Consider the following 20,274-nt stretch of genomic DNA (forward strand, 5'->3'; position numbering starts at 1 on the left):
CCACTTGAACCTCAACACAAGCCGCTGCTGAACAGCGAAAAGGCGCCCACTAGAACACTAGGAGCGCCACACACGTTCGACCGGAGGGGTCAAGTGCCACGGGTTTTACTCGTTCGTGTTGGCGACCGTGCTGATGTGTGCGCCGATGACGGTGGTGTCCAGGCGTCGCAGCAGTTCCATGGGGTCATCGAAAACCGCTTGGGCGCCGGCCTTTTCCAACTCGCAGTCGGCCACCCCGCCGCAGCGCACACCGATGAACGGGACACCGACGCGGGTGGCGGCTTTTCCGTCCCACACCGCGTCGCCGACGAAGACGGCCTGCTCGGCGGACACGCTACCCCGTTTCAGTGCCACTTCGACGATGTCCGGGTCGGGTTTCGCCATGTCGACATCTTTGGACGACGTCGCTGCCGCGACGGCGTCGTCGCTGTCGAGAATCTTTCGGGTGAGGGCGAGTTCGTCTTCCGGCGCGGAACTGGCCAGCACCACCTGAACCCCTGCCCCGGCGAGATGGTGCAGGAGTTCACGGGCGCCGGGGAGGCGCACGATCAAGCCCGCACTGTCCATGTAGAGACTGCTGTGGCGGTCTTTGAGTCGTTGTTGCACAGCCTCACTGGCGTCTCCTGACAGGGCCCTGACGAGGCTGCTGCCGTCCATGCCGATGCTGCGGTGGATCCGCCATGACTCCACGTCGATGTTCTCTTCGCGGAACGCGCGAGCCCAGGCGTGCACGTGGAGGTAGTTCGTGTCGACGAGGGTGCCGTCGACGTCGAACAGGACCGCGAAAGGATTCGACGTTCGCATGTGCGCGGGATACCCGCGGGCCTGCAGGTCAAACCGGACGTGTCAGTCGCGGGCTCAGTGCGCCGCGGCGAGGCGGCCGCTGAGACGGGCGTGACGTTCGGCACTGTTCTCGTTCATCCCGACGATGCTGACGGATTTGCCCTTGGCCGCGTATTTGGAGGTGATGGCGTCCAGTGCGGACACGGTGGATGCGTCCCAGATGTGTGCCTGGCTCATGTCGATCACGACGTTGTCCGGGTCCCCGACGTAATCGAATTGGTAGACAAGGTCATTGCTGGAGGCGAAGAACAGTTCGCCGCGCACCGCGTAGACCCGGGTGTGCTCGTCCGGGTGGGCGATGTCGACGACCTCGGTGAGGTGCGCGACCCGGCGGGCGAACAAGACCATCGCGGTCAGGGTGCCGACCGCGACGCCGTAGGCGAGGTTGCTGGTCGCCACGGTGACCGCCACCGTGGCCAGCATCACCGTGGTTTCACTCCTGGGCATGCGCCGCAACGTCTTCGGGTTGATGCTGTGCCAGTCCAGGGTGCCGACCGACACCATGATCATCACGGCGACCAGTGCGGCCATGGGGATCTGGGCCACGACATCGCCGAGGCCGACGACCAGACCGAGCAAGAAGGCGCCGGCCAGGAACGTCGAGATCCGAGTGCGGGCACCGCAGGACTTCACGTTGATCATGGTCTGCCCGATCATGGCGCAGCCGCCCATACCGCCGAAGAATCCGGTGACGATGTTGGCCACACCCTGTCCGAGTGACTCGCGTGACTTGTCGGAGTGGGTATCGGTGATGTCGTCGACGAGCTTGGCTGTCATCAGTGATTCGAGCAGCCCCACCACTGCCATCGCCAGGGCATACGGTGCGATCACGCCGAGCGTCTGCAGGGTGAACGGGATGTTGGGGATCAGCAGCGACGGCAGGCTCGACGGGAGCTGCCCCTCGTCACCCACGTTGGGCATCGACCAGCCGAATCCGATGGTGGCGGCGGTGAGCACCACGATGGCGACCAACGGGGCCGGGATCGCGGTGGTCAGTTTCGGCAGTGCCACGATGACGGCGAGGGCGACGGCCACCATCGGGTACACCAGCCACGGCACCCCGAGCAGGTGGGGCAGCTGGGCCAGGAAGATCAGGATTGCCAGGGCATTGACGAAACCCACCATCACGCTGCGCGGCACGAAGCGCATCAGCTTGGCCACCCCGAGCCCGCCCAGAACCAACTGCAGGACCCCGGCCAGGATCACCGTCGCGATGAGGTAATCGAGCCCGTGGCTGCGCACCAGGGGTGCCACCACCAACGCGACGGCCCCGGTCGCGGCCGAGATCATCGCCGGCCGCCCACCGACGATCGCGATGGTCACGGCCATGGTGAACGAGGCGAACAGTCCGAGCCGCGGATCCACTCCGGCGATGATCGAGAACGAGATCGCCTCGGGGATCAGCGCGAGGGCGACCACCAGGCCGCCGAACACCTCGGTGCGCAGCAGGCGTGGCGACCGCAGGGTCGCGAGCACCGACTGCCGCTCTCGCGGTGTGATCGCATCAGACGTGATCGGATCAGACGATCGCTTCAACACAACTCCCGTTTCAAGGCCACGCCACCTCATTGGTGAATGGGGGCCGTCGACACGCATCGCTGCGCGAAAAACATCGCCCGAACGCGCGATCAAGGTCGAGCTCGGGGCCAGGCACCATTGGGGGGATGACCCGCGCGGTCGGCGCCGACGACGAACTGTACCCCTGCGCGAGGGTGGTGTTCCAATTCCGCGACCGCGGTTGTGGCCAAGCCCACCGCTGCGATCACGGTTGCCGGTGATCTGACTGCCGGCGGGCAGCATGTGAGAAGTCAGTCCGCGAGACCGTATTCGTCGAACCAGTAGGCGAGTTTGCCGCGGCGGCTCACCGCGCGCAGCCGGGCCTCGGCGGCGGAGCGCATCTTGCTGGTGGTGACGATGAGCAGCTCGTCGCCGACGGCGATGCGGGTGTCGGGCAGCGGGACGAACGTCCGGCCGTCGCGGATGATCAGCGTGATCACCGCCGGGTCGGGCAGCCGAAGTTCCAGGATCGTCACGTTGTGCAGCCGCGAGTGGGGCTGCACCGTCATGGTCAGCAGTTCGGCGTCGAGCACGTCCAGCGGCGCGGCCTCGACCTGGATCTCGCGGGTGACATCGCGGGTGATCAGCCCGAGCGCGTTTGCCATGTAACGAATGCTGGGGGCCTGCACCAGCGTGAAGATCACCACCAGCACGAACACGATGTTCAGCAGGCGGTAGCTGTCGGCCACTCCGGCCACGATCGGGAACGTGGCCAGCACGATCGGCACGGCCCCGCGTAATCCGGCCCAGGACAGAAAGAGTTGCTCGCGGATCGGAATGCGAAAACCGGCCAGTGACAGCACCACCGACACCGGCCGGGCCACCAGCAGCAGCACCAGCCCGATCGCGATCGCCGGCAGTACGTCGTCGGCCAGCTCATGCGGGTTCACCAGCAAGCCCAACAGCACGAAGAGCCCGATCTGCGCCAGCCAGCCCACCCCTTCGGCGAACGACCGGGTGGCCGATTTGTGCGGCAGGCCGGAGTTGGCCAGCACCACCGCGGACAAGTAGGCCGCGATGAAACCACTGGCATGGGCACTTCCGGCGGCGGCGAACGCGATGAACCCCAGTCCGAAGGTGGCGATCGGGTAGAGACCAGAGGCCGGCAGCGCGATGCGTCGCAGCGCGAATGCCCCGGCGAACCCGACGCTCAGGCCCAGCAGGGCGCCGATCACCAGCTCGTAGGCAAGGTCGGTGATGGCGCCTTCGGGGTGGAACACAAACGGCACCACGCTGAACGTCAACACCAGGATGACGGCCGGCGCGTCGTTGAAACCGGATTCGGCCTCCAGCAGGCCGGCCAGCCGACGGGGCAGCGGCAATATCCGCAGCACGGAGAACACCGCGGCCGCATCGGTGGAGGACACGATCGCCCCCAGCAGCAGCGCGAGCTGCCAATCCATGCCCAGCAGCAGGTGCGCACCGACGGCGGTGATGCCGGTGCTGACCACCACGCCGACGGTGGCCAGCACCCCGGCCGGCGCCAGCACCCCGCGAATGTCAGAGAACCGCGTGGTCAAGCCACCCTCGACGAGCACGATTGCCAACGCCGTGGTGCACACGTTGCGGGCCAGTTCGACGTTGTGGAAGTCCAGCCCGAAGCCGTCGATGCCCAGCATCATGCCGACCGCCAGGAAGAACAGCAGGCTGGGGAAGCCGATCCGGGTCGCCACCCGCGTGCCGATGATGCTGGCCAGCAGTACGACGCCGCCGGTCAACAAGGTGAGGTAGAGCTGGTTCAGACTCATCGTGAAGTAGTTAATCAGGGCCAAGCTCTCCAGGCGGTGAGCGCCGATGGGGGAAAATGGCCCGGTGACGGGAGAAAAGATGCGGGTCGTGGTCGCCGGCGCGGGCAATGTGGGCCGTTCGGTCGCGCGGGAACTGGTCGACAGCGGCCACAAGGTCCTGCTGATCGAACAGCTGCCACGGCGCTACGAGCCGAACACGGTGCCTGGCGCCGATTGGTTGCTGGCCGACGCCTGCGAGCTCTCCGCGATGGAGGATGCCGGCATCGAAACCAGCGACGTGCTGATCGCGGCCACCGGTGACGACAAGTCCAATCTCGTGGTCGGCTTGCTGGCCAAGTCGGAGTTCGGGGTGCCCAGAGTGGTGGCCCGCATCAACGACATCCGCAACCAATGGCTGTTCGGCCAGGACTGGGGCATCGACGTCGCGGTGTCGACGCCCGGGGCACTTGTGGCCGGCATCGAGGGTGCCATCGACGTGGGCCACCTGGTGCGCCTGATGACGCTGCGTGGCGGCCGGGTGGAGTTGACGAAACTCACTCTCCCGCATGACAACCCGGTGGTGGGCGAGCGGGTCGATCGGTTGAATCTGCCGCCGGACACCGCGTTGGTGACTGTCGTGCGGGGCAACAAGGTCAGATTGCCCCAGCCTGACGACGTGCTCGAAGCCGGTGACGAGCTGCTGTTCACCGCCAACCGGACCTCGGAGAATTCGCTGTTGACCGCCATTCACGGGGGCGAGTTCCTCCGGGAAGTGGTCTCCGAAGAAACCTAGGCTGATGGGCATGGATGCCGAAGACGCGGGAGCGCCGGAACGCCGGCTGGTGATCAGGGTCAACTCGAACGCCAAGATGTCGCGGGGCAAGGCCGCGGCGCATGCTGTGCACGCGGCGCTCAAGCTCTACGGTATCGAGTACGACCATCCGGTCATCGTCATCGGTGGCAAGCCCGACGAGATTCTGGCGCAGACGGTGCATGTCCGTGACTCCGGCCGCACCGAGTTGGAGCCCGGCACTTTGACGGCGGGGGCGAGCTGGGAGTACCGGGACCGTGCCGAACCCGACACGCTCGAGTAGCTAACCCGTTGCCGCCGTGTGCTCGTCGCTTCGGGGTTGGTCCGGCAGGGTCAGGCCCAGATGCTCGCGCAGCGTGGTGCCCTCGTAGTCGGTGCGGAACACCCCGCGCTCCTGCAGCAGCGGGACGACGCGGTCGACGAACGGGTCGAGCCCGCCCGGGGTGACGTGGGGAACCAGGATGAACCCGTCGCTGGCGTCGGATTGCACCAGGTGGTCGATGGATTCGGCGATCGTGGCGGACGAGCCGACGAAGTTCTGGCGCCCGGTGACCTCGATGATGAGCTCGCGTGTGGTCAGGTTCTCGGCTTCGGCCTTGGCCCGCCACTCGTGGGCCACCGCGACGGGGTCGCGGTGGATACGCACGCTGGCCCGGCCTTTGGCGATGGTGTTCTCGCCGACCAGCGGGTCGACGCTGGGCAGCGGTCCGTCGGGATCGTGATCGGAAAGATCGCGATTCCACAGCTGTTCGAGGAACTTGATGGCGGTGGCGGGGGAGACCTGCGCCAGCCGGACCTCGTGCGCCAACTCGGTTGCCTCGTCATCGGTGTCGCCGAGCACGAAGGTGGCGGCCGGTAGGATCAGCAACTGTTCGTGACGGCGGCCGTATTTGGCCAGCCGGCCCTTGACGTCGGCATAGAACTTCTGCCCGTCTTCGAGGGTCCCGTATCGGGAGAAGATGGCGTCGGCGGCCGCTGCGGCGAACTCGCGTCCATGGTCGGAGTCCCCGGCCTGGAAGATCACCGGTCGACCCTGCGGGCTGCGCGGGACATTGAACCGGCCGCTGATGTCGAAATGGTCGTTGTGGTACTCGAATTCGCCGGCGGCTGGGTCAGACAGGAACACGCCGGTCTGTTTGTCGGCGACGATCTCGTCGCCGCGCCAGGAGTCGAACAGCGTGTGGGCGGCGGCCAGGAAGCTCTCGGCCCGCTCGTAGCGCTGGTTTTCCGGCAGGAAGCCACCGCGGCGGAAGTTCTCACCGGTGAAGGCATCCCAGGAGGTGACGACATTCCAGGCGGCCCGTCCTTCGGAGAGATGATCCAGCGAGGCGAATTGCCGTGCCACTTCATAGGGTTCGTTGAAGGTCGAGTTGATGGTGCCGGTCAGCCCGAGCCGCTCGGTGACCGCGGCCAGCGCGGCCAGCACGGTGAAGGTGTCGGGGCGACCCACCACATCGAGGTCGTAGATCTGACCGCCCTGTTCTCGCAATCGAAGTCCCTCGGCCAGGAACATGAAGTCGAACTTCCCACGTTCGGCGGTCTGGGCGAACCGGACGAACGAGTCGAACTCGATGTGGCTGCCGGATTCGGGGTCGCTCCACACCGTGGTGTTGTTGACACCAGGAAAATGCGCGGCCAGGTGAATCTGCTTGACAGGCTTGGTCATGGCAATCCTCGATGGTCAGGCGGCCGAGTAGCGGTTGGCGGGGCGGGGCAGGCCGAGCAGGCCGCGCAGTGTCGACGCTTCGTAGGTGGTGCGGAACACGCTGCGGCGCTGTAGGTCGGGTACCAGCACCTCGGTGATCTGCTGCAGATCGTGCGGCAGAGTTGCCGGGCGCAACCGGAAGCCGGTGGCCCCAGCGGTATTCCAGTCCTGCAGCCGGTCGGCCAGCTGTGCCGGTGTGCCGACGAAGATCTCGGCGTCACTGCGATATGCGGTGCCGGCCAGTTCGTCGAGACGATCGCGCCGGTCGGTGGCCGCTTGAGGTGTGTCGTCGAGGAACACGACCAGATCGGCGAACATCCGTGCCGGCGTGTCTGCTTCCGGGCGCACGGCGGCGACGGTGTCGGCCAGGGCGGTGACCTCGCCGGCGCTGTGCGGGGTGATGAAGCCGATGTCGGTGCTGGTGGCGATCAGTTGGTAGGCCGGGTCGACGTGGCCGAGTGCGGCCACGACCGGTTGCCCCTGCGGCGGTCGCGGGGTGATCGAGGGGCCTTTGACGGAGAACGTGGCGCCCTCGAAGTCGATGTAGTGCAGTTTGTTCCGGTCGATGAACCGTCCGCTGGCGACGTCGCGGATCTCGGCGTCGTCCTCCCAGCTGTCCCACAACCGGCGCAGTACTTCCACGTAATCCGCGGCCTCACCGAATAATTCGGCGGTGAGTGCGGCCCGATCCTCGGGCAGTACGCGGCGGCCGAAATGCGCCGCGGCATCCCGACGCGAAGAAACCTGGACTCGCACCCCGGCCCGGCCGGTGCTCACGTAGTCCAGGGTGGCAATGGCTTTGGAGGCGTGGAACGGTTCGGTGTGGGTGGTGATCACGGTGGGCACCAGGCCGATGTGGCGGGTGCGGGGAGCCACCCGCGCGGCGATGAGCACCGCGTCGAGCCGACCCCGTACCTGATCGGTGCGATTGTCGGGGCGAAACGGATGGTCGGACTGCAAGGTGAGTCCGTCTTCGATGGTGACGAAATCCAGTAGGCCGCGTTCGGCCTGGCTGACCAGATCGACCCAGTACCGCGGGGTCAGCAATTCGGCGGGCCGGGCCGCCGGCTCACGCCAGGACGCCGGGTGCCATCCGGTGCCGTCGAGTGCGACGGCGAGGTGCAGTGCGGTGCCCATCGACGATTCTCACTTTCAGTCGCGGTCTCAGGCGGCAACGCGAGCACACACCCGGGTAATCCCGGGCGCGGGCCGGTGCGAGTGTCCGATCCAGTCTGACCTGCTTGAAGAGATCCACGCAGGGTGATGCGAAATCCTCGGTTTGTCCGCCTACGCGATGTGCTCTCCGGCCGCGGGAGCGGTGAACGTGTCGTCGAGATAGTCACGGAGTTCGCGAACGTCGGCGTCGAGCAGTGCGAGGTAGCCGTCGGGACGCACGAGCGTCAGCCCAGGGTTTCCCACGGATGCGGTGGCGCCGCGGACATCGATCAGCTCCCCGTGAGGTGCGATCGCGGCGTTCAGTCCGGGCGGCTTCGGGCCGGAGTGCAGCAGTGTGTACCTGGATGAGTCGAGTACGTCGATGCGCGGAAAGCGGTCGCCGACCTGCAGGTGCGTGTCATTGGTGCCGCCGGCCCCGTCGCGGTACGAGACATCGAGCTGGGTCAGCGCGCGCTGCAGGACGCGCTGGACGGCGGGCCGCGCGGTGACGTGCGGCGCCAGTTGACGGCGGCCGAACGTGGCAACAGGGTTGCGCAACAGGGTCATCCGGGTTGCTCTCCGCGTGCCCTTGACCAGCCGGTGTGCCACCGGGGAGCGTTCGGCGGCGTAACTGTCCAGTAGCGCGGGCGCAGCCTGTTCGTGCACCACGGCCGCCAGTTTCCAGCCCAGGTTGAACGCGTCCTGGATACCCGTGTTCATTCCCTGCCCGCCCACCACGGAATGCACATGTGCGGCGTCGCCGGCGAGGAACACCCGGCCTACCGAATGCCTGGCCACCTTGCGCTGGTTGATGCGAAATCGGCCGGCATAGGTGATCTCGGCGACGCGGGCCCCGGCAGGCGCGCACCGGTCCACTGCGGACTGCAGCTCTTCGAAAGTCACGTCGCCGACGGGGGATTGGCCGGGTCGGTACGCGATGGTGAGCCGGTGCTGGTTGCCGGGCATCGGGAAGTACGCGACGAACCGGCCCCGGTTGAGGAACGAGTAGAAGACGTCATACGGCAGTGCCCAGTCCATGTGAACGTCGGCGACGGCGAAGTTCTCCTCGAATGCCGCGCCGACGAACGGTACTCGGATCTGGTGTCGCACCGTGCTGTGGGCGCCGTCGCAGCCGATCACCCACCGGGCGTGGGTTTGTTCCGCCCGCCCGGTGCGGTGCTGCAGGGCGACGTGGACGTCGTCCGATGCCTGAGTGAGGGCGGTGAGTTCGACGCCGCGTTCGACGGTGACACCGTATTCGGCCAGGCGGGCGGTCAAGAGTGCTTCCACCTGTGGTTGGGGCAGCATCAGCAGGTAGGGATGGGGCGTGGCCAGATCGTGGATGTCGAGGTGCAGGAAGCGTTTTCCCTCACTGAAGACATTGAACTCGGTGACCGGTACACCGCCGGCTGCCATCGCTTCGGCAAGGCCGAACTTCTCGAACAGCTCGAGCGTTCTCGGCTGGACGCCGAGCGCGCGGGTTTCGGTTGTCGGTGCGGTGTCGGCGTCGATGATGCGGACGGCGACGCCGCGCCGGGCCAGTTCGATCGCCATCGTGAGCCCGGTCGGACCGGCGCCGACGATCAGTACCTGGGCCGTCATCGTGACTGGCTCTGCGGTGCTGCAGAGTCCGAGCCAGTGTACTCGGGCTCCCACGCGGTGGGCCGTGGGAGCCACCGTGGAACGTTGCGCCGGAAAACGTCGTACTGGGCACCGAACCGTTTGCGCAGATGAGGTTCTTCGAAGACCGGAATCGCGATCAGAGTCAGCGTGCAGAACAGCGCGAACCAGCCGAACAGCCATGGCGAGGCCATGGCGAGTGCGGTACCGAGCTGGATGGAGAACACCGCGGTCATCATCGGGTTGCGGACGTGCCGATACGGCCCTTCCACCACCAGGTTGACCGGTGAGCCGATGGCCAGGGCGCCTTTGCCGATGCGGTCGAACAGGATCACCGTCCACACCAGAAACCACAGCCCGAACGCGATCAGCGCCACGCCCGCGATGGCGAGCAGCCGGCCTGACGTGCTGGTCAGGTCAGGGGTCTGAGCGCCGGTCAGCCAGAAGATCAGGGCCGGAATGAAGATCGTCATCGTGGCCGGGGCGATCAATACCGAGATCGTGTGCCGCCACCAGAGTCGCCGTTGCGTCATGTCGAACCCCTTTCTTCAACCACTGTTGAAGAAAACGCTACGCCCTGCCTTCCGCATAGGTCAACAGTTGTTGAACTAAACTTCTGTCCATGTCAGAGTCCGGGCGCAGCGGCCGGTGGCGCACGGGCCAACAGAACAAGCAGCGGATCGTCGACGCGGCCCGTGAGCACTTCATGCGCGACGGCTACGAACGGGCGACCGTGCGCGGTATCGCTGCCGACGCCGGGGTGGACGTCGCGATGGTCTATTACCACTTCGGCAACAAGGAGGGGCTGTTCACCGCCTCGGTGCTCGACACCCCCCAGCACCCGCTGCACCAGCTGGCGCATCTGCTCGATGAGGGGCCGGATGAGATCGGCGCGCGTCTGGTGCGCGAGGTCATCGAGCGGTGGGACCAGGGAGGATCCTTCGACCCACTGTTGACGATTTTCCGGTCGGCCGAGATCCAACCGTTGGCGCGCAAGCTCTTACACGATTCCCTGGCTGGGCCGGTGGCCCATCGGGTTGCGGCGGAGTTCGGCGTCGACAATGCGGAGTTGCGCGCCGAGCTGGTGACCGTGCACCTGGTCGGGCTGGCCTTCGCGCGCTATCAGCTCAAGATCGAGCCGATGGCCTCGGCCAGTGTTGACGACCTGGTCGCCTGGGTGGGCCCGACAGTGCAGCGGTATCTCACCGATCCGAATCCGTAGGCGGCTATAACGCCGCAAGCCACTCATGTTGTGGATGGAGCCGGTCCAGCCAGCCGGTGAGCCGGTCTCGCCCCGCCGGCGTCAGATGCGGTAGGGCTCGGCGAAAGTCGTGCTCGTCCTTGGCGGCTGTGCGACGTGCCTTGAACAGCAGCGCAACTTCGGGAATCACGTACGGTATCCCGTCGCGATGCCGGATGAGTTGGGCGTAGGGCAGTGTGATCGACGAGTCCCGCCGGCACAGCCAGATGTCCCCGTTGTGGGGTTCGCGGAAGACGTCGAGATGGTAGCGACCGGTGGCCGGGTCGCGGCACCAGGTCTGATGGAGGTCCGGGTGATCGCGCGCCTCGGCATAGGGCCACAGCCGACCGGCGCCGGCCACGTCCCAGTCGAATTCCGGCAGGGCCGCCACGATTTCAGGAAACACTGCCCGCGGGACGGCGATCTCGATATCTGCGTGTGGTCGCGACACCTCGCCGAGGTAGAGGTCGATCGCCCAGCCCGCCGCCACATACCAGGGCGCATCGATGGCGGCCAACCGGTCGGCGACTGTACGCGGAGTCCACGGCGTCCACAGGTGGTCGAGTTCCTCAGCGGTGATCACCCGGCCGTTCGGCGGAAGTCGTTCAGGCATCGGCATCCAATATCGTCGACTTGAGGCGTTTACGCAGCACCGCCACGAACGGCCGCGGATCGGCGCGGCCGTCGCGCCGGAACGGCATCGAGTCCCGCGATGCGGCGATCCACTCGGTGCGGGACACATCGGCGAAATCCAACCGGTGTCCGGCACGTGCGGCGAGCAGATGCAGCAGCAGGGTTCCGGTACGGCCGTTGCCCTCGCGGAAGGGATGAATCTGGTTGTAGTCGACATAGATTCGGGCCAGTCGGTAGGTGAGAGTGCCGTCGTCGAGCTCGGCGCCCTCGTCTCCGAGCCGGTCGATCTCGGCCTGCAGCGTCGCCAAGGCTGCCGGTACGCGGGCACACGAGCCGAATGCGCTGTCGCCCTTGCGGAGTTCGACGATGCGGGGTTCGCCGGCCCAGGCGTACACGTCGCCGAACACCCGGCGGTGCAGTGACCGCACATCCAGATCCGAGTCATCACAACGAAGGTGCGCCTGCAGGATCCGTCCTGCGGTCGCGACGAACTCGAGCTGCGCGAGCGCAGTGGCGTCTGCTATGCCGAAGTTGTTGCGCAGCACCGATGTTCCAGGCAGGTAATACGGCCGCCGACGGACCAACCGGCGTCGTCGGGCCGGCGCGCCGGCGACGGGCAGCCGGAGCCGGAGGTACTCGTCGTAACTGACCGCGCCGGTGAGCAACGCGGTCAGATCCGCGATCTGCTCGGTGCTGGGCTGCCAGCCTTCCAGGCGTTCGGCGGCGAGGGTCTGGGCCAGGGCGTGACGCCCGGCCTCGTCGAGCACGGTCACCACGTCGAGAACGTCGACGTCGACGCCAGGTAGTCGAGTTTGCGTCGCAGCCCGGTGAGTTCCCGGCCGATGCTGCGCAGCGCGGTGCGGTCCTGCGGCGAGAGCTTCGACAATGCGACGCGCTCGTCGACCGCGCCGGCGTCGGCATCGGGTTTCCAGCCTGCCGAGCGCACCCGCCAGCGGATGCTGGAGCCGATCGTGTGGCACTTCGCCAGTACACGGGCGTCGTCGGGATCGAGGTATCGGGTGCCCGCGGCCGCACCGATCCGCTCGGCGGTGGGTAATGCGTCGCATCCGCAGCTGAGTGCAGCCCAGCGCGCGATGCGGACCACCGGGTCCACCGCGGCGTGTTTGATGTCGACGTGGACATCGCCCGAGGTCAGGGCGCGCAGCCGGGACGGAACGTGGGCGCGTGCGTAGGTGGCGTCCTGCAACATCGCGGTCAGCGCCGCGGGCTGGGCACGGGCGGCGATCCCGGCCTGCTCACGCAGGTCCAGCCCGTCGCGGGGGACCGCCCCGACGGGGACGGCGTCAGCCAGCAGCCCGATCATCACCACGCCCCGGTCGGCGGAGGGGTGGGCAGCCCACCGGCCGATGTCGACGACCCAGTCCTGCGCGGTGCGGTTGAACCGGACCCGCGACGCGACGGCGCCGTTGTCGTCGGCGCGAAACCCGCAGCAGGCCAGGAGTTCATGCACGTGCATCGCCTGGGCCAGCGCCGAATCCCGAGACGTTCGGGGATCGCGAACCATCAGCGTCTCGAGGTCCGATCCGGGTAGCGCGTCGCCGCGGCCGACGCTGCCGGACGCGTACCACACGCCGGCATCGGGCGACACCAGTCGTGCGGCGGTGCTGAGCGCGGCGCGTGCCAGGGCTGACCAACTCGAAGCGACCGACGCCGCGCCGATTCGGGTGTCGATCGCGGCGTGCACCGCATCGTGGGCCTGGCCGGCGGCCGTCACCAACTCGTGCTCAGTGTCCGCCGACGCGATGCGCCGGCGGACAGCATCGAACGCAGCCACCGCCATGAGGGCGATTGTGACAGCACCCCGGCGCAGTGAGGATTCGGCAACACAATGCTTACCGTCCGCTACCTGAACGAAACACGCGGGTGACAGCTCGGACATGCCGGGACGCTTATCTATCGAGTGACAGTTAAGGAGTCGGCGGCACCGCCCATGAGCCTGAGAGAAATCGCCTATGACCAGCAGTGTTACCGCGGCGGGACGTGACGTGCCCGACGCTTCCGGCGACCATGGTGACCTGGCCGAGTTTGGCTACGACCAGCAGTTGCACCGGCGGCTCGGCAGGTTCGAATCGTTCGCCGCGGGCTTTTCGTTCGTATCGATACTGACCACGATCTTTCAGCTGTTCGGTCTCGGGTTCGGCTTCGGCGGCCCGGCGTTCTTCTGGACCTGGCCCGCGGTGTTTCTCGGCCAGTTCCTCGTCGCGCTGTGCTTCGCCGAGCTGGCCGCGCGCTATCCGATCTCGGGGGCCATCTACCAGTGGTCACGACGGATGGGCGGTGAGGTGGTCGGGTGGTTCGGCGGCTGGTTCATGATCCTGGCCCAGATCGTCACCGCCTCGGCCGCGGCGATCGCGCTGCAGGTGGTGCTGCCCTCGATCTGGTCCGGATTCCAGATCATCGGTGCGGACCCGGCACTGACCTCACCGAGCGGCGCGGCCAATGCGGTACTGCTCGGCACCGTTCTGCTCGTGCTGACGACCACGATCAACTGCCTTGGCGTCAAGTGGATGTCACGCGTCAACAGTGCCGGGGTGATCTGCGAGATCGTCGGCGTCATCGCCGTCATCGGCGTGTTCTTCACCCACGCCCAGCGCGGCCCGCAGGTGGTGTTCGACACCGGCCACGCCGGCGGCCAGCCCGGTTATGTCTGGGCCTGGATCATGAGCGGCCTGATGGCGGCGTACGTGATGGTCGGCTTCGGTTCGGCGGGCGAGCTCGCCGAGGAGACCCGCAACCCCCGCCGCGTCGCACCCCGCACCATCCGCTTGGCGCTGTCGGTCTCCGCACTCGGCGGTGGCCTGATGATCCTGGGCGCGCTGATGGCCGCCCCGAGCCTGACCGACGGCCGCCTGGCCACCGAAGGGCTGCCCTACGTGCTCGACACCGTGCTGTCCTCGCCGTGGGGCACGGTGCTGCTGGTCGACGTCTGCATCGCGATCACGATCTGCACCTTGGCGATTCAGACCGCGGCCTCGCGCCTGATGTTCTCGATGGCCCGCGACGGGCGGCTGCCGGCGTCGGCGATTCTGTCCCGGGTGAACAGCCGCACCGGAACGCCGATCTGGCCGTCGGTGCTCATCGGCCTGCTGTGCATCGGCGTGCTGCTGGTCAACGTCGGCAACTCGGCGATCTTCGCAACCCTGGCCAGCGTCTGCATCATCCTGATCTACCTGGCCTACCTGCTGGTCACTGCGCCGCTGCTGTACCGCAGGCTCAAAGGTTGGCCCGCCCAACGCAACCAGGTCGACGCCGAAGGGCTACCGCTGTTCTCGCTCGGCAGGTTCGGTGTCGCGATCAACGCCCTGGCTGTGCTGTACGGGGCGGTGATGATCGTGAACCTGGGCTGGCCGCGCGCCGAGATCTTCAACCCCACCGGTGAATTGCCAATCCTGCAATGGGCTGGACCGCTGAGCATCGCAGCGGCGGTCGGGCTCGGCGCGCTGTGCTTCCCGCGCGGCAAAACCCATCCCAAACCCGTCACGATCGGAGCCTGAGATGACCACTGCCACAACTGCCGGTGCCCGCGACCATGCTCGCTCCCAAGCCGGCACCCTCACCAATACGATGCCGGTGGTGCCGGCCTCGGCGTGGCCCACACCGCCGCAGGACGTTGCCCCCGAGCAATTGACCTGGGCCGAAACAGTTCCAGGTGGGCGCTACACCAGCAAGGTGCTGGCCCGCGGAACCCGACTGCGCCTGCGCGATCTGGAGGGCACCGCATGTGCCCACCTGCTGGCGTGGCGGGCCGACGCCCCCTGGGAGCGCCTCAACGTCGCTGACACCGTGAAAGTGCCCTGGCAGGCCTATCTTTCGGCGGGCCATCCGCTGCTCAGCGACCAGGGCCGGGTACTGGCCACCGTGGTGTCGGACACCTCGGGGCATCACGACGCGCTGTGCGGCACCACCACGCTGTCCGGCAACACCGCCAAATACGGTGCGGGCGAGGTGGAATCGGCCAGCCCGGCCGGGCGCGAGATGTTGGCCCTGGCCGCCCTCAAGAACGGGTTGACCCGGCGCGACGTGGCCCCGAACGTGTCGTTCTTCCACGGCGTGCGGGTCGATCCCGACGGTGCCCTGGTGTCCACCGGCTCAGCCGGCGCGGGGAAAGCGGTCGAGCTCATCACCCACCTGCCGCTGATCGTGGCGATCGCCAACACCGCCCACCCGCTCGATCCCGCACCGCAGTTCACCGTCGGCACCCTGGAGGTGCTGGCCTGGACCGCACCCGACGGCCTGGCCGAAATCGGTGCCTCGATCGGTGCCCGCGACCCTGAATATCAACGCGCCTACCTGAATTCCGAAGATGTCTGGAGTGCTCGATGACCGTCACCGCCGCCTACACCGTTGTCGATGAAATCGTCGCGCCCCGGGCCCCGTGGTCCAAGATCGTGCGCGCTGGCGACGTCCTCACCATCGTCGACCTGCACGGTAACCAGGCCGTGGACACCCTGTTCTACGGCGCGGATGACCCCATCGTGCGCTACAGCGCCCCGGCCACGATTGCGGCACAGGGCAACATCTTCCTGACCACCGGGTCGGTGCTGCGCGACAGTGACGGCGAGCCGATGCTGACCATCGTCGAGGACGAGGTCGGCAACCACGACACCCTCGGCGGGGCCTGCTCGCAGGAATCGAACACCCTGCGCTACGGGCACCACACCAAACACCAGCACGCCTGCGTGGAGAACTTCATCGGAGAGGGCGCCCGCTGGGGGTTGACCAAGGCCGACATCGTCAGCAACATCAACTTCTTCATGAATGTCCCGGTGGATCCCGACGGGGCGCTGGGCATCGTCGATGGATTGTCGGCTCCGGGCAAGACGGTATCGCTGCGGGCTGAGATCGACACCCTGGTGCTGGTGTCGAACTGCCCGCAGATCAACAACCCGTGCAATGGCTTCGACCCGACCGAGGTGCGGATGATCGTGACGCGGTCATGAGCACGTTGGAGATCATCCGGCCCGGCATGGCCACCACCGTCCAGGATTGGCCGGGCCGCAACGGATATTGGCAGATCGGGGTGCCGCCGTCGGGACCGATGGACGACGTGTCCTTCCGGCTGGCCAACCTCGCGGTCGGCAACCCGGAGGGCGCAGCTGGTCTGGAAGCGACCATGGGCGGACCGGCACTGCGCTTCGACACCGACACCTGGGTGTGCGTCACCGGGGCACCCGCGCCGGTCAGCGTCGACGGTACGCGGGTCGCGCAGTGGGTTCCGGTGCTGGTCGAGGCCGGACAGGTACTGGACGTGGGTATGGTCGAGGGCCCGGGGCTGCGGATCTACCTGGCGATATCCGGTGGTCTGCAGGCCGACGAATACCTCGGCAGCGCATCGACATTCACCCTCGGCCGGTTCGGCGGCCACCAGGGGCGGGTGCTGGCGTCCGGCGACAAGCTGGAAACTCTGGATCCGCCCACCGGTGTGCGCCGGCGCATCCTGTTCGAAGAACAGCCGGCCATCGGCGATCACTGGTCGATCGCGGTAACCGTGGGACCGCACTCCGCGCCGGAATTCTTCACCCGCAATGACCTCGACACACTGCTCAACCACGACTACGAGGTGCACTTCAACTCCGACCGCACCGGTGTCCGGTTGATCGGGCCGAAGCCGGAATGGGCGCGCCCCGACGGTGGGGAAGCCGGGCTGCACCCGTCCAACATCCATGACAACGCCTACTCGGTGGGTTCACTCGATTTCACCGGTGACACCCCGATCCTGCTCGGCCCAGATGGGCCCAGCCTTGGCGGTTTCGTCTGCCCGGTGACCGTCACCGCCGCCGACCGCTGGAAACTGGGCCAGCTCGCCCCGGGCGCCACGGTGCGGTTCGTTGCGGTGCAGGCCGCGGCGGCACCGTCGCCCGCCACCGTGGGCCCGGCCCGTCGCGCGTTCCTGCCGGCGGTGTTCTCCGCCGGCGGTGACGAGGACGATGGAATCATCGCCGGCACAACCTCATCCGATGGCAGCACCGCGGTCACCTACCGCCGGATCGGCGACGACAACGTCCTGGTCGAATATGGCGACATGCGATTGGACCTGGCCCTGCGGGCCCGGGCGCACGCGCTGCACCACGCGCTGGAACAGCAGCGGCCGGACGGGCTGATCGACCTCACACCCGGTATCCGTTCGCTACAGGTCAAGGTGGACCCGGATCGGCTGCCCCAGTCGAGGCTGGTGCCGCTCCTGGCCGAGCTTGAGGCCTCGTTGCCCGCCGCGCAGGAGCTGGTGGTGCCCAGCCGCACGGTGCGATTGCCGCTGAGCTGGGATGATCCGTCCACCCGGGAGGCCATCGAACGCTATATGCACGGGGTGCGTGCCGATGCGCCGTGGTGTCCGTGGAACATCGAGTTCATTCGGCGGATGAACGGCTTGGATTCGGTCGATGACGTACACCGGATCGTCTATGACGCTGAGTATCTGGTGCTCGGCCTCGGTGATGTGTATCTAGGAGCTCCGGTCGCCACACCGCTGGATCCGCGTCATCGCCTGGTGACCACCAAATACAATCCGGCCCGGACCTGGACTCCGGAGAACGCGGTCGGCATCGGCGGGGCATACCTGTGCATCTACGGCATGGAGGGGCCCGGCGGGTACCAGTTCGTCGGCCGGACCACGCAGATCTGGAATCACCGGCACCCGCTGGTCGCTCAGGGCTTCGATCCCGAACACCCATGGCTGTTGCGCTTTTTCGACCGGGTCCGGTGGTACCCGGTGTCACCCGAGGAACTGCTGGATCTACGCGCCGACATGGCCGCCGGGCGAGGCGATGTGGAGATCACCGATGGAACGTTCTCGTTGGCCGAGCATGAGCGGTTCCTGGCCGCCAATGCCGGCGACATCGCCGCAACCCGCGCGAAGATGGAAGCGGCCCGCGTCGAGGAGCGCGAGCGTTGGGCGGCGGCAGGAGAATTCGTACGGAAGGAGTCTGCGTGAGCAAGATCGCCGAGATCTACCGCAACATCACCGACAGCGGGCGTGACGAGGTGTTCATCCAGCTGCGTTCTCAGGCTGAGGTGGAGAACGACTACCGCGCGGCACTTGCCGCCGACGGCCCGCTGGCCGGGCTGGTGCTGGCGGTCAAGGACAACGTCGACGTCGCCGGGATCCCGACGACTGCGGCGTGCCCAGACTTCAGTTACGTTCCCGATGCCGACGCACCGGCGGTGACCGCTCTCAAGGCCGCCGGTGCGGTCGTCATCGGCAAGACCAACCTCGACCAGTTTGCCACCGGCCTGGTGGGGACGCGCAGTCCCTATGGCGCCGTGCGGGATTCCCGCCGGCCCGAGTACATCTCCGGCGGTTCGAGTTCCGGTTCCGCGGTGGCCGTCGCGCTCGGCTTCGCCGACATCGCAATCGGCACCGACACCGCCGGGTCGGGTCGGGTGCCGGCCGGATTGCAGGGCATCGTCGGAATCAAAGCCACGGTCGGCCTCGTCTCCACCGAAGGCGTCATCCCAGCATGTGCGAGCTATGACTGTGTGACGATTTTCGCTGCTGACCTGGGCACGGCCCAGTCGGCGATGGCCGTGATGAATGCCGGTGCGCCGCAACGCCCGTGGCCGGCCGACATTCTCTTCGCCGCGCCGGTGACGCCCAGAATTGCGATACCGGATACGTTGACCGGGCTCGACGACGCGTGGCAGGCCGCGTTCGGGGAAGCTGTGCGCCAGGCGAAGGCTGCCGGTTTCGACACGGTCCCGATCCCGATGGACGACCTCTTCGCCGCGGCAGGCCTGCTGTACAACGGCGCGTTGGTCGCCGAGAGATGGGATGCGGTAGGGGATTTCGTCAGCACGGCAGGTCCTGACGCGGAGTTGGATCCGACCGTGGCCGCGATCATCACCGCCGCGGGTGCGCATTCGGCGGCGGACCTGCTGCGTGACCGGCGGCGGGTCGAGGAGTTGCGTCGAACAGCCTTGGCGCAGCTTGACGGCTGTCACGCGCTCATGGTCCCGACGGCTCCTGAGCATCCGCGTATCGACGAGGTCGCAGCCGACCCGGTCGTGGTGAACTCCCGGATGGGCCGCTACACCAACTTCTGCAACCTCTTCGACATGTGCGCCGTCGCCATTCCCGCCGGAACGGTCTCCGACGGCGCGCAGTTCGGAATCACCCTGCTGGCACCGGCATTCCACGACGGGGTCATCGCCGATCTGGCGGCCCGGTTCCTCGACGTCCCGACAACCGGGACCTGGCCCGAGTCGGGCGGCGTACCGCTGACCGAGCTTGCGGTGTTCGGTGCGCACCTGCGCGGTCAGCCGCTGGAGCATCAGCTCACCGGTCGGGGTGCCCGTTGGGCCGGACCGATCACCACCGCGCCGCACTACCGCCTCTACGCGCTCGACACGGTTCCGCCCAAGCCGGGCCTGACCCGTGTCACCGAAGGTGGCGCGCCGATAGTCGGCGAACGATGGGTACTCTCGCCGGCTGCACTGGGCGAGTTCCTGGCCGAGCTGCCCGCACCGATGCTGTTGGGCAAGGTGGAACTCGACGACGGACGGTGGATCACCGGGTTCGGCTGTGACCACATCGCACCCGCGCAGGCCCGCGACATCACCGAGTACCGGGGTTGGCTGGCTGCGATGGCGTAAGCGCCTGTGGATGAACTCCGCGCTGGGGATAACTCTGCGGTGAATGCTCCGGGTTGTCGGTGGGTAGCGAGACTGTTGTCGCAATCATCCCTGCGAACAAGGAATGCGGCATGGGTAACCGGGCCAACTTTGTGATCGTCGAAAACGGTAAGTGGCAGCTGTACTACGACCATTGGGCAGGTTGCCGCATGCTCGACTCGCTGGCGTTCGGGCCGAATTTCGCGCTGCGATACATCAGGGGGTTGCGAGCCTGCGAGCCCACTGAATGGACGTGTCCGCTGTGGGCCGATGGCGGAGCGGTCCTAGTGTCCTGAGTCATTAATTCGCTCGCTCTTGTTAGGGTGGGTGATGCCCTCGCCGCGCGCCGCTGAGA

At 67.0% G+C, this 20,274-nt stretch carries 18 protein-coding genes; 8 read left to right on the forward strand and 10 right to left on the reverse strand.

The genetic code is table 11. The annotated features are described in order from the left end of the window. Positions 1–105: 105 nt before the first annotated feature. From FR943_RS10190 to FR943_RS10200, 3 genes are all read right to left on the reverse strand, one after another. Positions 106–804, reverse strand: coding sequence for an HAD family hydrolase (locus FR943_RS10190; protein ID WP_217156572.1), 699 nt, complete (start codon positions 802–804; stop codon positions 106–108). 54 nt (positions 805–858) lie between these two features. Then, entirely contained in the window at positions 859–2,358 is a 1,500-nt protein-coding gene (locus FR943_RS10195; protein WP_308170521.1) for a SulP family inorganic anion transporter, read from the reverse strand. Between the two features lie 293 nt (positions 2,359–2,651). Beyond that, positions 2,652–4,148, reverse strand: a complete 1,497-nt coding sequence (locus FR943_RS10200; protein WP_217156576.1) for a potassium/proton antiporter — start codon at positions 4,146–4,148, stop codon at positions 2,652–2,654. A 79-nt stretch (positions 4,149–4,227) separates the two neighbouring features. Between FR943_RS10200 and FR943_RS10205 the strand changes: the two genes are divergently transcribed. Both FR943_RS10205 and FR943_RS10210 read left to right on the forward strand, forming a co-directional pair. Further along, a complete protein-coding gene (locus FR943_RS10205; RefSeq protein ID WP_217156604.1) occupies positions 4,228–4,920 on the forward strand; it encodes a potassium channel family protein in 693 nt (230 codons plus the stop codon). A gap of 10 nt (positions 4,921–4,930) precedes the next feature. Next, positions 4,931–5,221 (forward strand): hypothetical protein, encoded by a 291-nt coding sequence (locus FR943_RS10210; protein WP_217156578.1) that lies wholly within the window; start codon positions 4,931–4,933, stop codon positions 5,219–5,221. On the opposite strand, the gene FR943_RS10215 is transcribed toward FR943_RS10210, so the two are convergent. The 4 genes from FR943_RS10215 to FR943_RS10230 form a co-directional block, all read right to left on the reverse strand. Next, complete coding sequence (locus FR943_RS10215; RefSeq protein ID WP_217156580.1) at positions 5,222–6,604, reverse strand: NtaA/DmoA family FMN-dependent monooxygenase; 1,383 nt, start codon at positions 6,602–6,604, stop codon at positions 5,222–5,224. 15 nt (positions 6,605–6,619) lie between these two features. Beyond that, positions 6,620–7,780, reverse strand: a complete 1,161-nt coding sequence (locus tag FR943_RS10220) for an LLM class flavin-dependent oxidoreductase (RefSeq protein WP_217156582.1) — start codon at positions 7,778–7,780, stop codon at positions 6,620–6,622. A 150-nt stretch (positions 7,781–7,930) separates the two neighbouring features. Further along, a complete protein-coding gene (locus FR943_RS10225) occupies positions 7,931–9,400 on the reverse strand; it encodes an FAD-dependent monooxygenase (RefSeq protein ID WP_217156584.1) in 1,470 nt (489 codons plus the stop codon). Continuing rightward, the gene (locus FR943_RS10230; protein WP_217156586.1) at positions 9,397–9,951 is read right to left on the reverse strand and encodes a methyltransferase family protein; all 555 of its coding nucleotides are present in this window, start codon (positions 9,949–9,951) and stop codon (positions 9,397–9,399) included. The genes FR943_RS10225 and FR943_RS10230 overlap by 4 nt, the downstream gene beginning before the upstream one ends. An 89-nt stretch (positions 9,952–10,040) precedes the next feature. Here FR943_RS10230 and FR943_RS10235 point away from each other — a divergent pair, with 89 nt between their 5' ends. After that, positions 10,041–10,640, forward strand: a complete 600-nt coding sequence (locus FR943_RS10235; protein ID WP_217156588.1) for a TetR/AcrR family transcriptional regulator — start codon at positions 10,041–10,043, stop codon at positions 10,638–10,640. A 4-nt stretch (positions 10,641–10,644) separates the two neighbouring features. Here FR943_RS10235 and FR943_RS10240 read toward each other — a convergent pair whose 3' ends face one another. The 3 genes from FR943_RS10240 to FR943_RS26380 are packed head-to-tail and all read right to left on the reverse strand — an operon-like array spanning position 10,645 to position 13,092. Further along, complete coding sequence (locus FR943_RS10240; RefSeq protein WP_217156590.1) at positions 10,645–11,271, reverse strand: nucleotidyltransferase domain-containing protein; 627 nt, start codon at positions 11,269–11,271, stop codon at positions 10,645–10,647. Next, positions 11,264–12,067, reverse strand: coding sequence for a Fic family protein (locus FR943_RS10245; RefSeq protein ID WP_308170520.1), 804 nt, complete (start codon positions 12,065–12,067; stop codon positions 11,264–11,266). Before FR943_RS10245 ends, FR943_RS10240 begins: the two co-directional genes overlap by 8 nt. After that, positions 12,061–13,092, reverse strand: a complete 1,032-nt coding sequence (locus FR943_RS26380; protein WP_246584960.1) for a putative nucleotidyltransferase substrate binding domain-containing protein — start codon at positions 13,090–13,092, stop codon at positions 12,061–12,063. Before FR943_RS26380 ends, FR943_RS10245 begins: the two co-directional genes overlap by 7 nt. Positions 13,093–13,264: 172 nt before the next feature. Here FR943_RS26380 and FR943_RS10250 point away from each other — a divergent pair, with 172 nt between their 5' ends. The 5 genes from FR943_RS10250 to atzF are packed head-to-tail and all read left to right on the forward strand — an operon-like array spanning position 13,265 to position 19,901. Beyond that, the gene (locus FR943_RS10250) at positions 13,265–14,806 is read left to right on the forward strand and encodes an amino acid permease (protein WP_217156593.1); all 1,542 of its coding nucleotides are present in this window, start codon (positions 13,265–13,267) and stop codon (positions 14,804–14,806) included. A 1-nt stretch (position 14,807) separates the two neighbouring features. Continuing rightward, positions 14,808–15,635 (forward strand): urea amidolyase associated protein UAAP1, encoded by an 828-nt coding sequence (locus tag FR943_RS10255; RefSeq protein ID WP_217156596.1) that lies wholly within the window; start codon positions 14,808–14,810, stop codon positions 15,633–15,635. Beyond that, positions 15,632–16,252, forward strand: a complete 621-nt coding sequence (locus FR943_RS10260) for an urea amidolyase associated protein UAAP2 (protein ID WP_217156598.1) — start codon at positions 15,632–15,634, stop codon at positions 16,250–16,252. The genes FR943_RS10255 and FR943_RS10260 overlap by 4 nt, the downstream gene beginning before the upstream one ends. Further along, the gene (locus FR943_RS10265) at positions 16,249–18,243 is read left to right on the forward strand and encodes a 5-oxoprolinase/urea amidolyase family protein (protein ID WP_217156600.1); all 1,995 of its coding nucleotides are present in this window, start codon (positions 16,249–16,251) and stop codon (positions 18,241–18,243) included. Before FR943_RS10260 ends, FR943_RS10265 begins: the two co-directional genes overlap by 4 nt. Positions 18,244–18,299: 56 nt before the next feature. Then, the gene (gene atzF / locus FR943_RS10270) at positions 18,300–19,901 is read left to right on the forward strand and encodes an allophanate hydrolase (protein WP_443732531.1); all 1,602 of its coding nucleotides are present in this window, start codon (positions 18,300–18,302) and stop codon (positions 19,899–19,901) included. Positions 19,902–20,274 lie beyond the last annotated feature (373 nt).

The organism is [Mycobacterium] fortunisiensis (assembly GCF_019050325.1).
Lineage (GTDB): Bacteria > Actinomycetota > Actinomycetes > Mycobacteriales > Mycobacteriaceae > Mycobacterium > Mycobacterium fortunisiensis.

Excerpts from the sequence above, each read along its gene's own strand:
- FR943_RS10190 (WP_217156572.1), bottom strand. The coding sequence starts at position 804 with ATGCGAACGTCGAATCCTTTCGCGGTCCTGTTCGACGTCGACGGCACC.
- FR943_RS10200 (WP_217156576.1), bottom strand. The coding sequence starts at position 4,148 with ATGAGTCTGAACCAGCTCTACCTCACCTTGTTGACCGGCGGCGTCGTA.
- FR943_RS10205 (WP_217156604.1), top strand. The coding sequence starts at position 4,228 with ATGCGGGTCGTGGTCGCCGGCGCGGGCAATGTGGGCCGTTCGGTCGCG.
- FR943_RS10210 (WP_217156578.1), top strand. The coding sequence starts at position 4,931 with ATGGATGCCGAAGACGCGGGAGCGCCGGAACGCCGGCTGGTGATCAGG.
- FR943_RS10215 (WP_217156580.1), bottom strand. The coding sequence starts at position 6,604 with ATGACCAAGCCTGTCAAGCAGATTCACCTGGCCGCGCATTTTCCTGGT.
- FR943_RS10220 (WP_217156582.1), bottom strand. The coding sequence starts at position 7,780 with ATGGGCACCGCACTGCACCTCGCCGTCGCACTCGACGGCACCGGATGG.
- FR943_RS10225 (WP_217156584.1), bottom strand. The coding sequence starts at position 9,400 with ATGACGGCCCAGGTACTGATCGTCGGCGCCGGTCCGACCGGGCTCACG.
- FR943_RS10230 (WP_217156586.1), bottom strand. The coding sequence starts at position 9,951 with ATGACGCAACGGCGACTCTGGTGGCGGCACACGATCTCGGTATTGATC.
- FR943_RS10235 (WP_217156588.1), top strand. The coding sequence starts at position 10,041 with ATGTCAGAGTCCGGGCGCAGCGGCCGGTGGCGCACGGGCCAACAGAAC.
- FR943_RS10240 (WP_217156590.1), bottom strand. The coding sequence starts at position 11,271 with ATGCCTGAACGACTTCCGCCGAACGGCCGGGTGATCACCGCTGAGGAA.
- FR943_RS26380 (WP_246584960.1), bottom strand. The coding sequence starts at position 13,092 with ATGGCGGTGGCTGCGTTCGATGCTGTCCGCCGGCGCATCGCGTCGGCG.
- FR943_RS10250 (WP_217156593.1), top strand. The coding sequence starts at position 13,265 with ATGACCAGCAGTGTTACCGCGGCGGGACGTGACGTGCCCGACGCTTCC.
- FR943_RS10255 (WP_217156596.1), top strand. The coding sequence starts at position 14,808 with ATGACCACTGCCACAACTGCCGGTGCCCGCGACCATGCTCGCTCCCAA.
- FR943_RS10260 (WP_217156598.1), top strand. The coding sequence starts at position 15,632 with ATGACCGTCACCGCCGCCTACACCGTTGTCGATGAAATCGTCGCGCCC.
- FR943_RS10265 (WP_217156600.1), top strand. The coding sequence starts at position 16,249 with ATGAGCACGTTGGAGATCATCCGGCCCGGCATGGCCACCACCGTCCAG.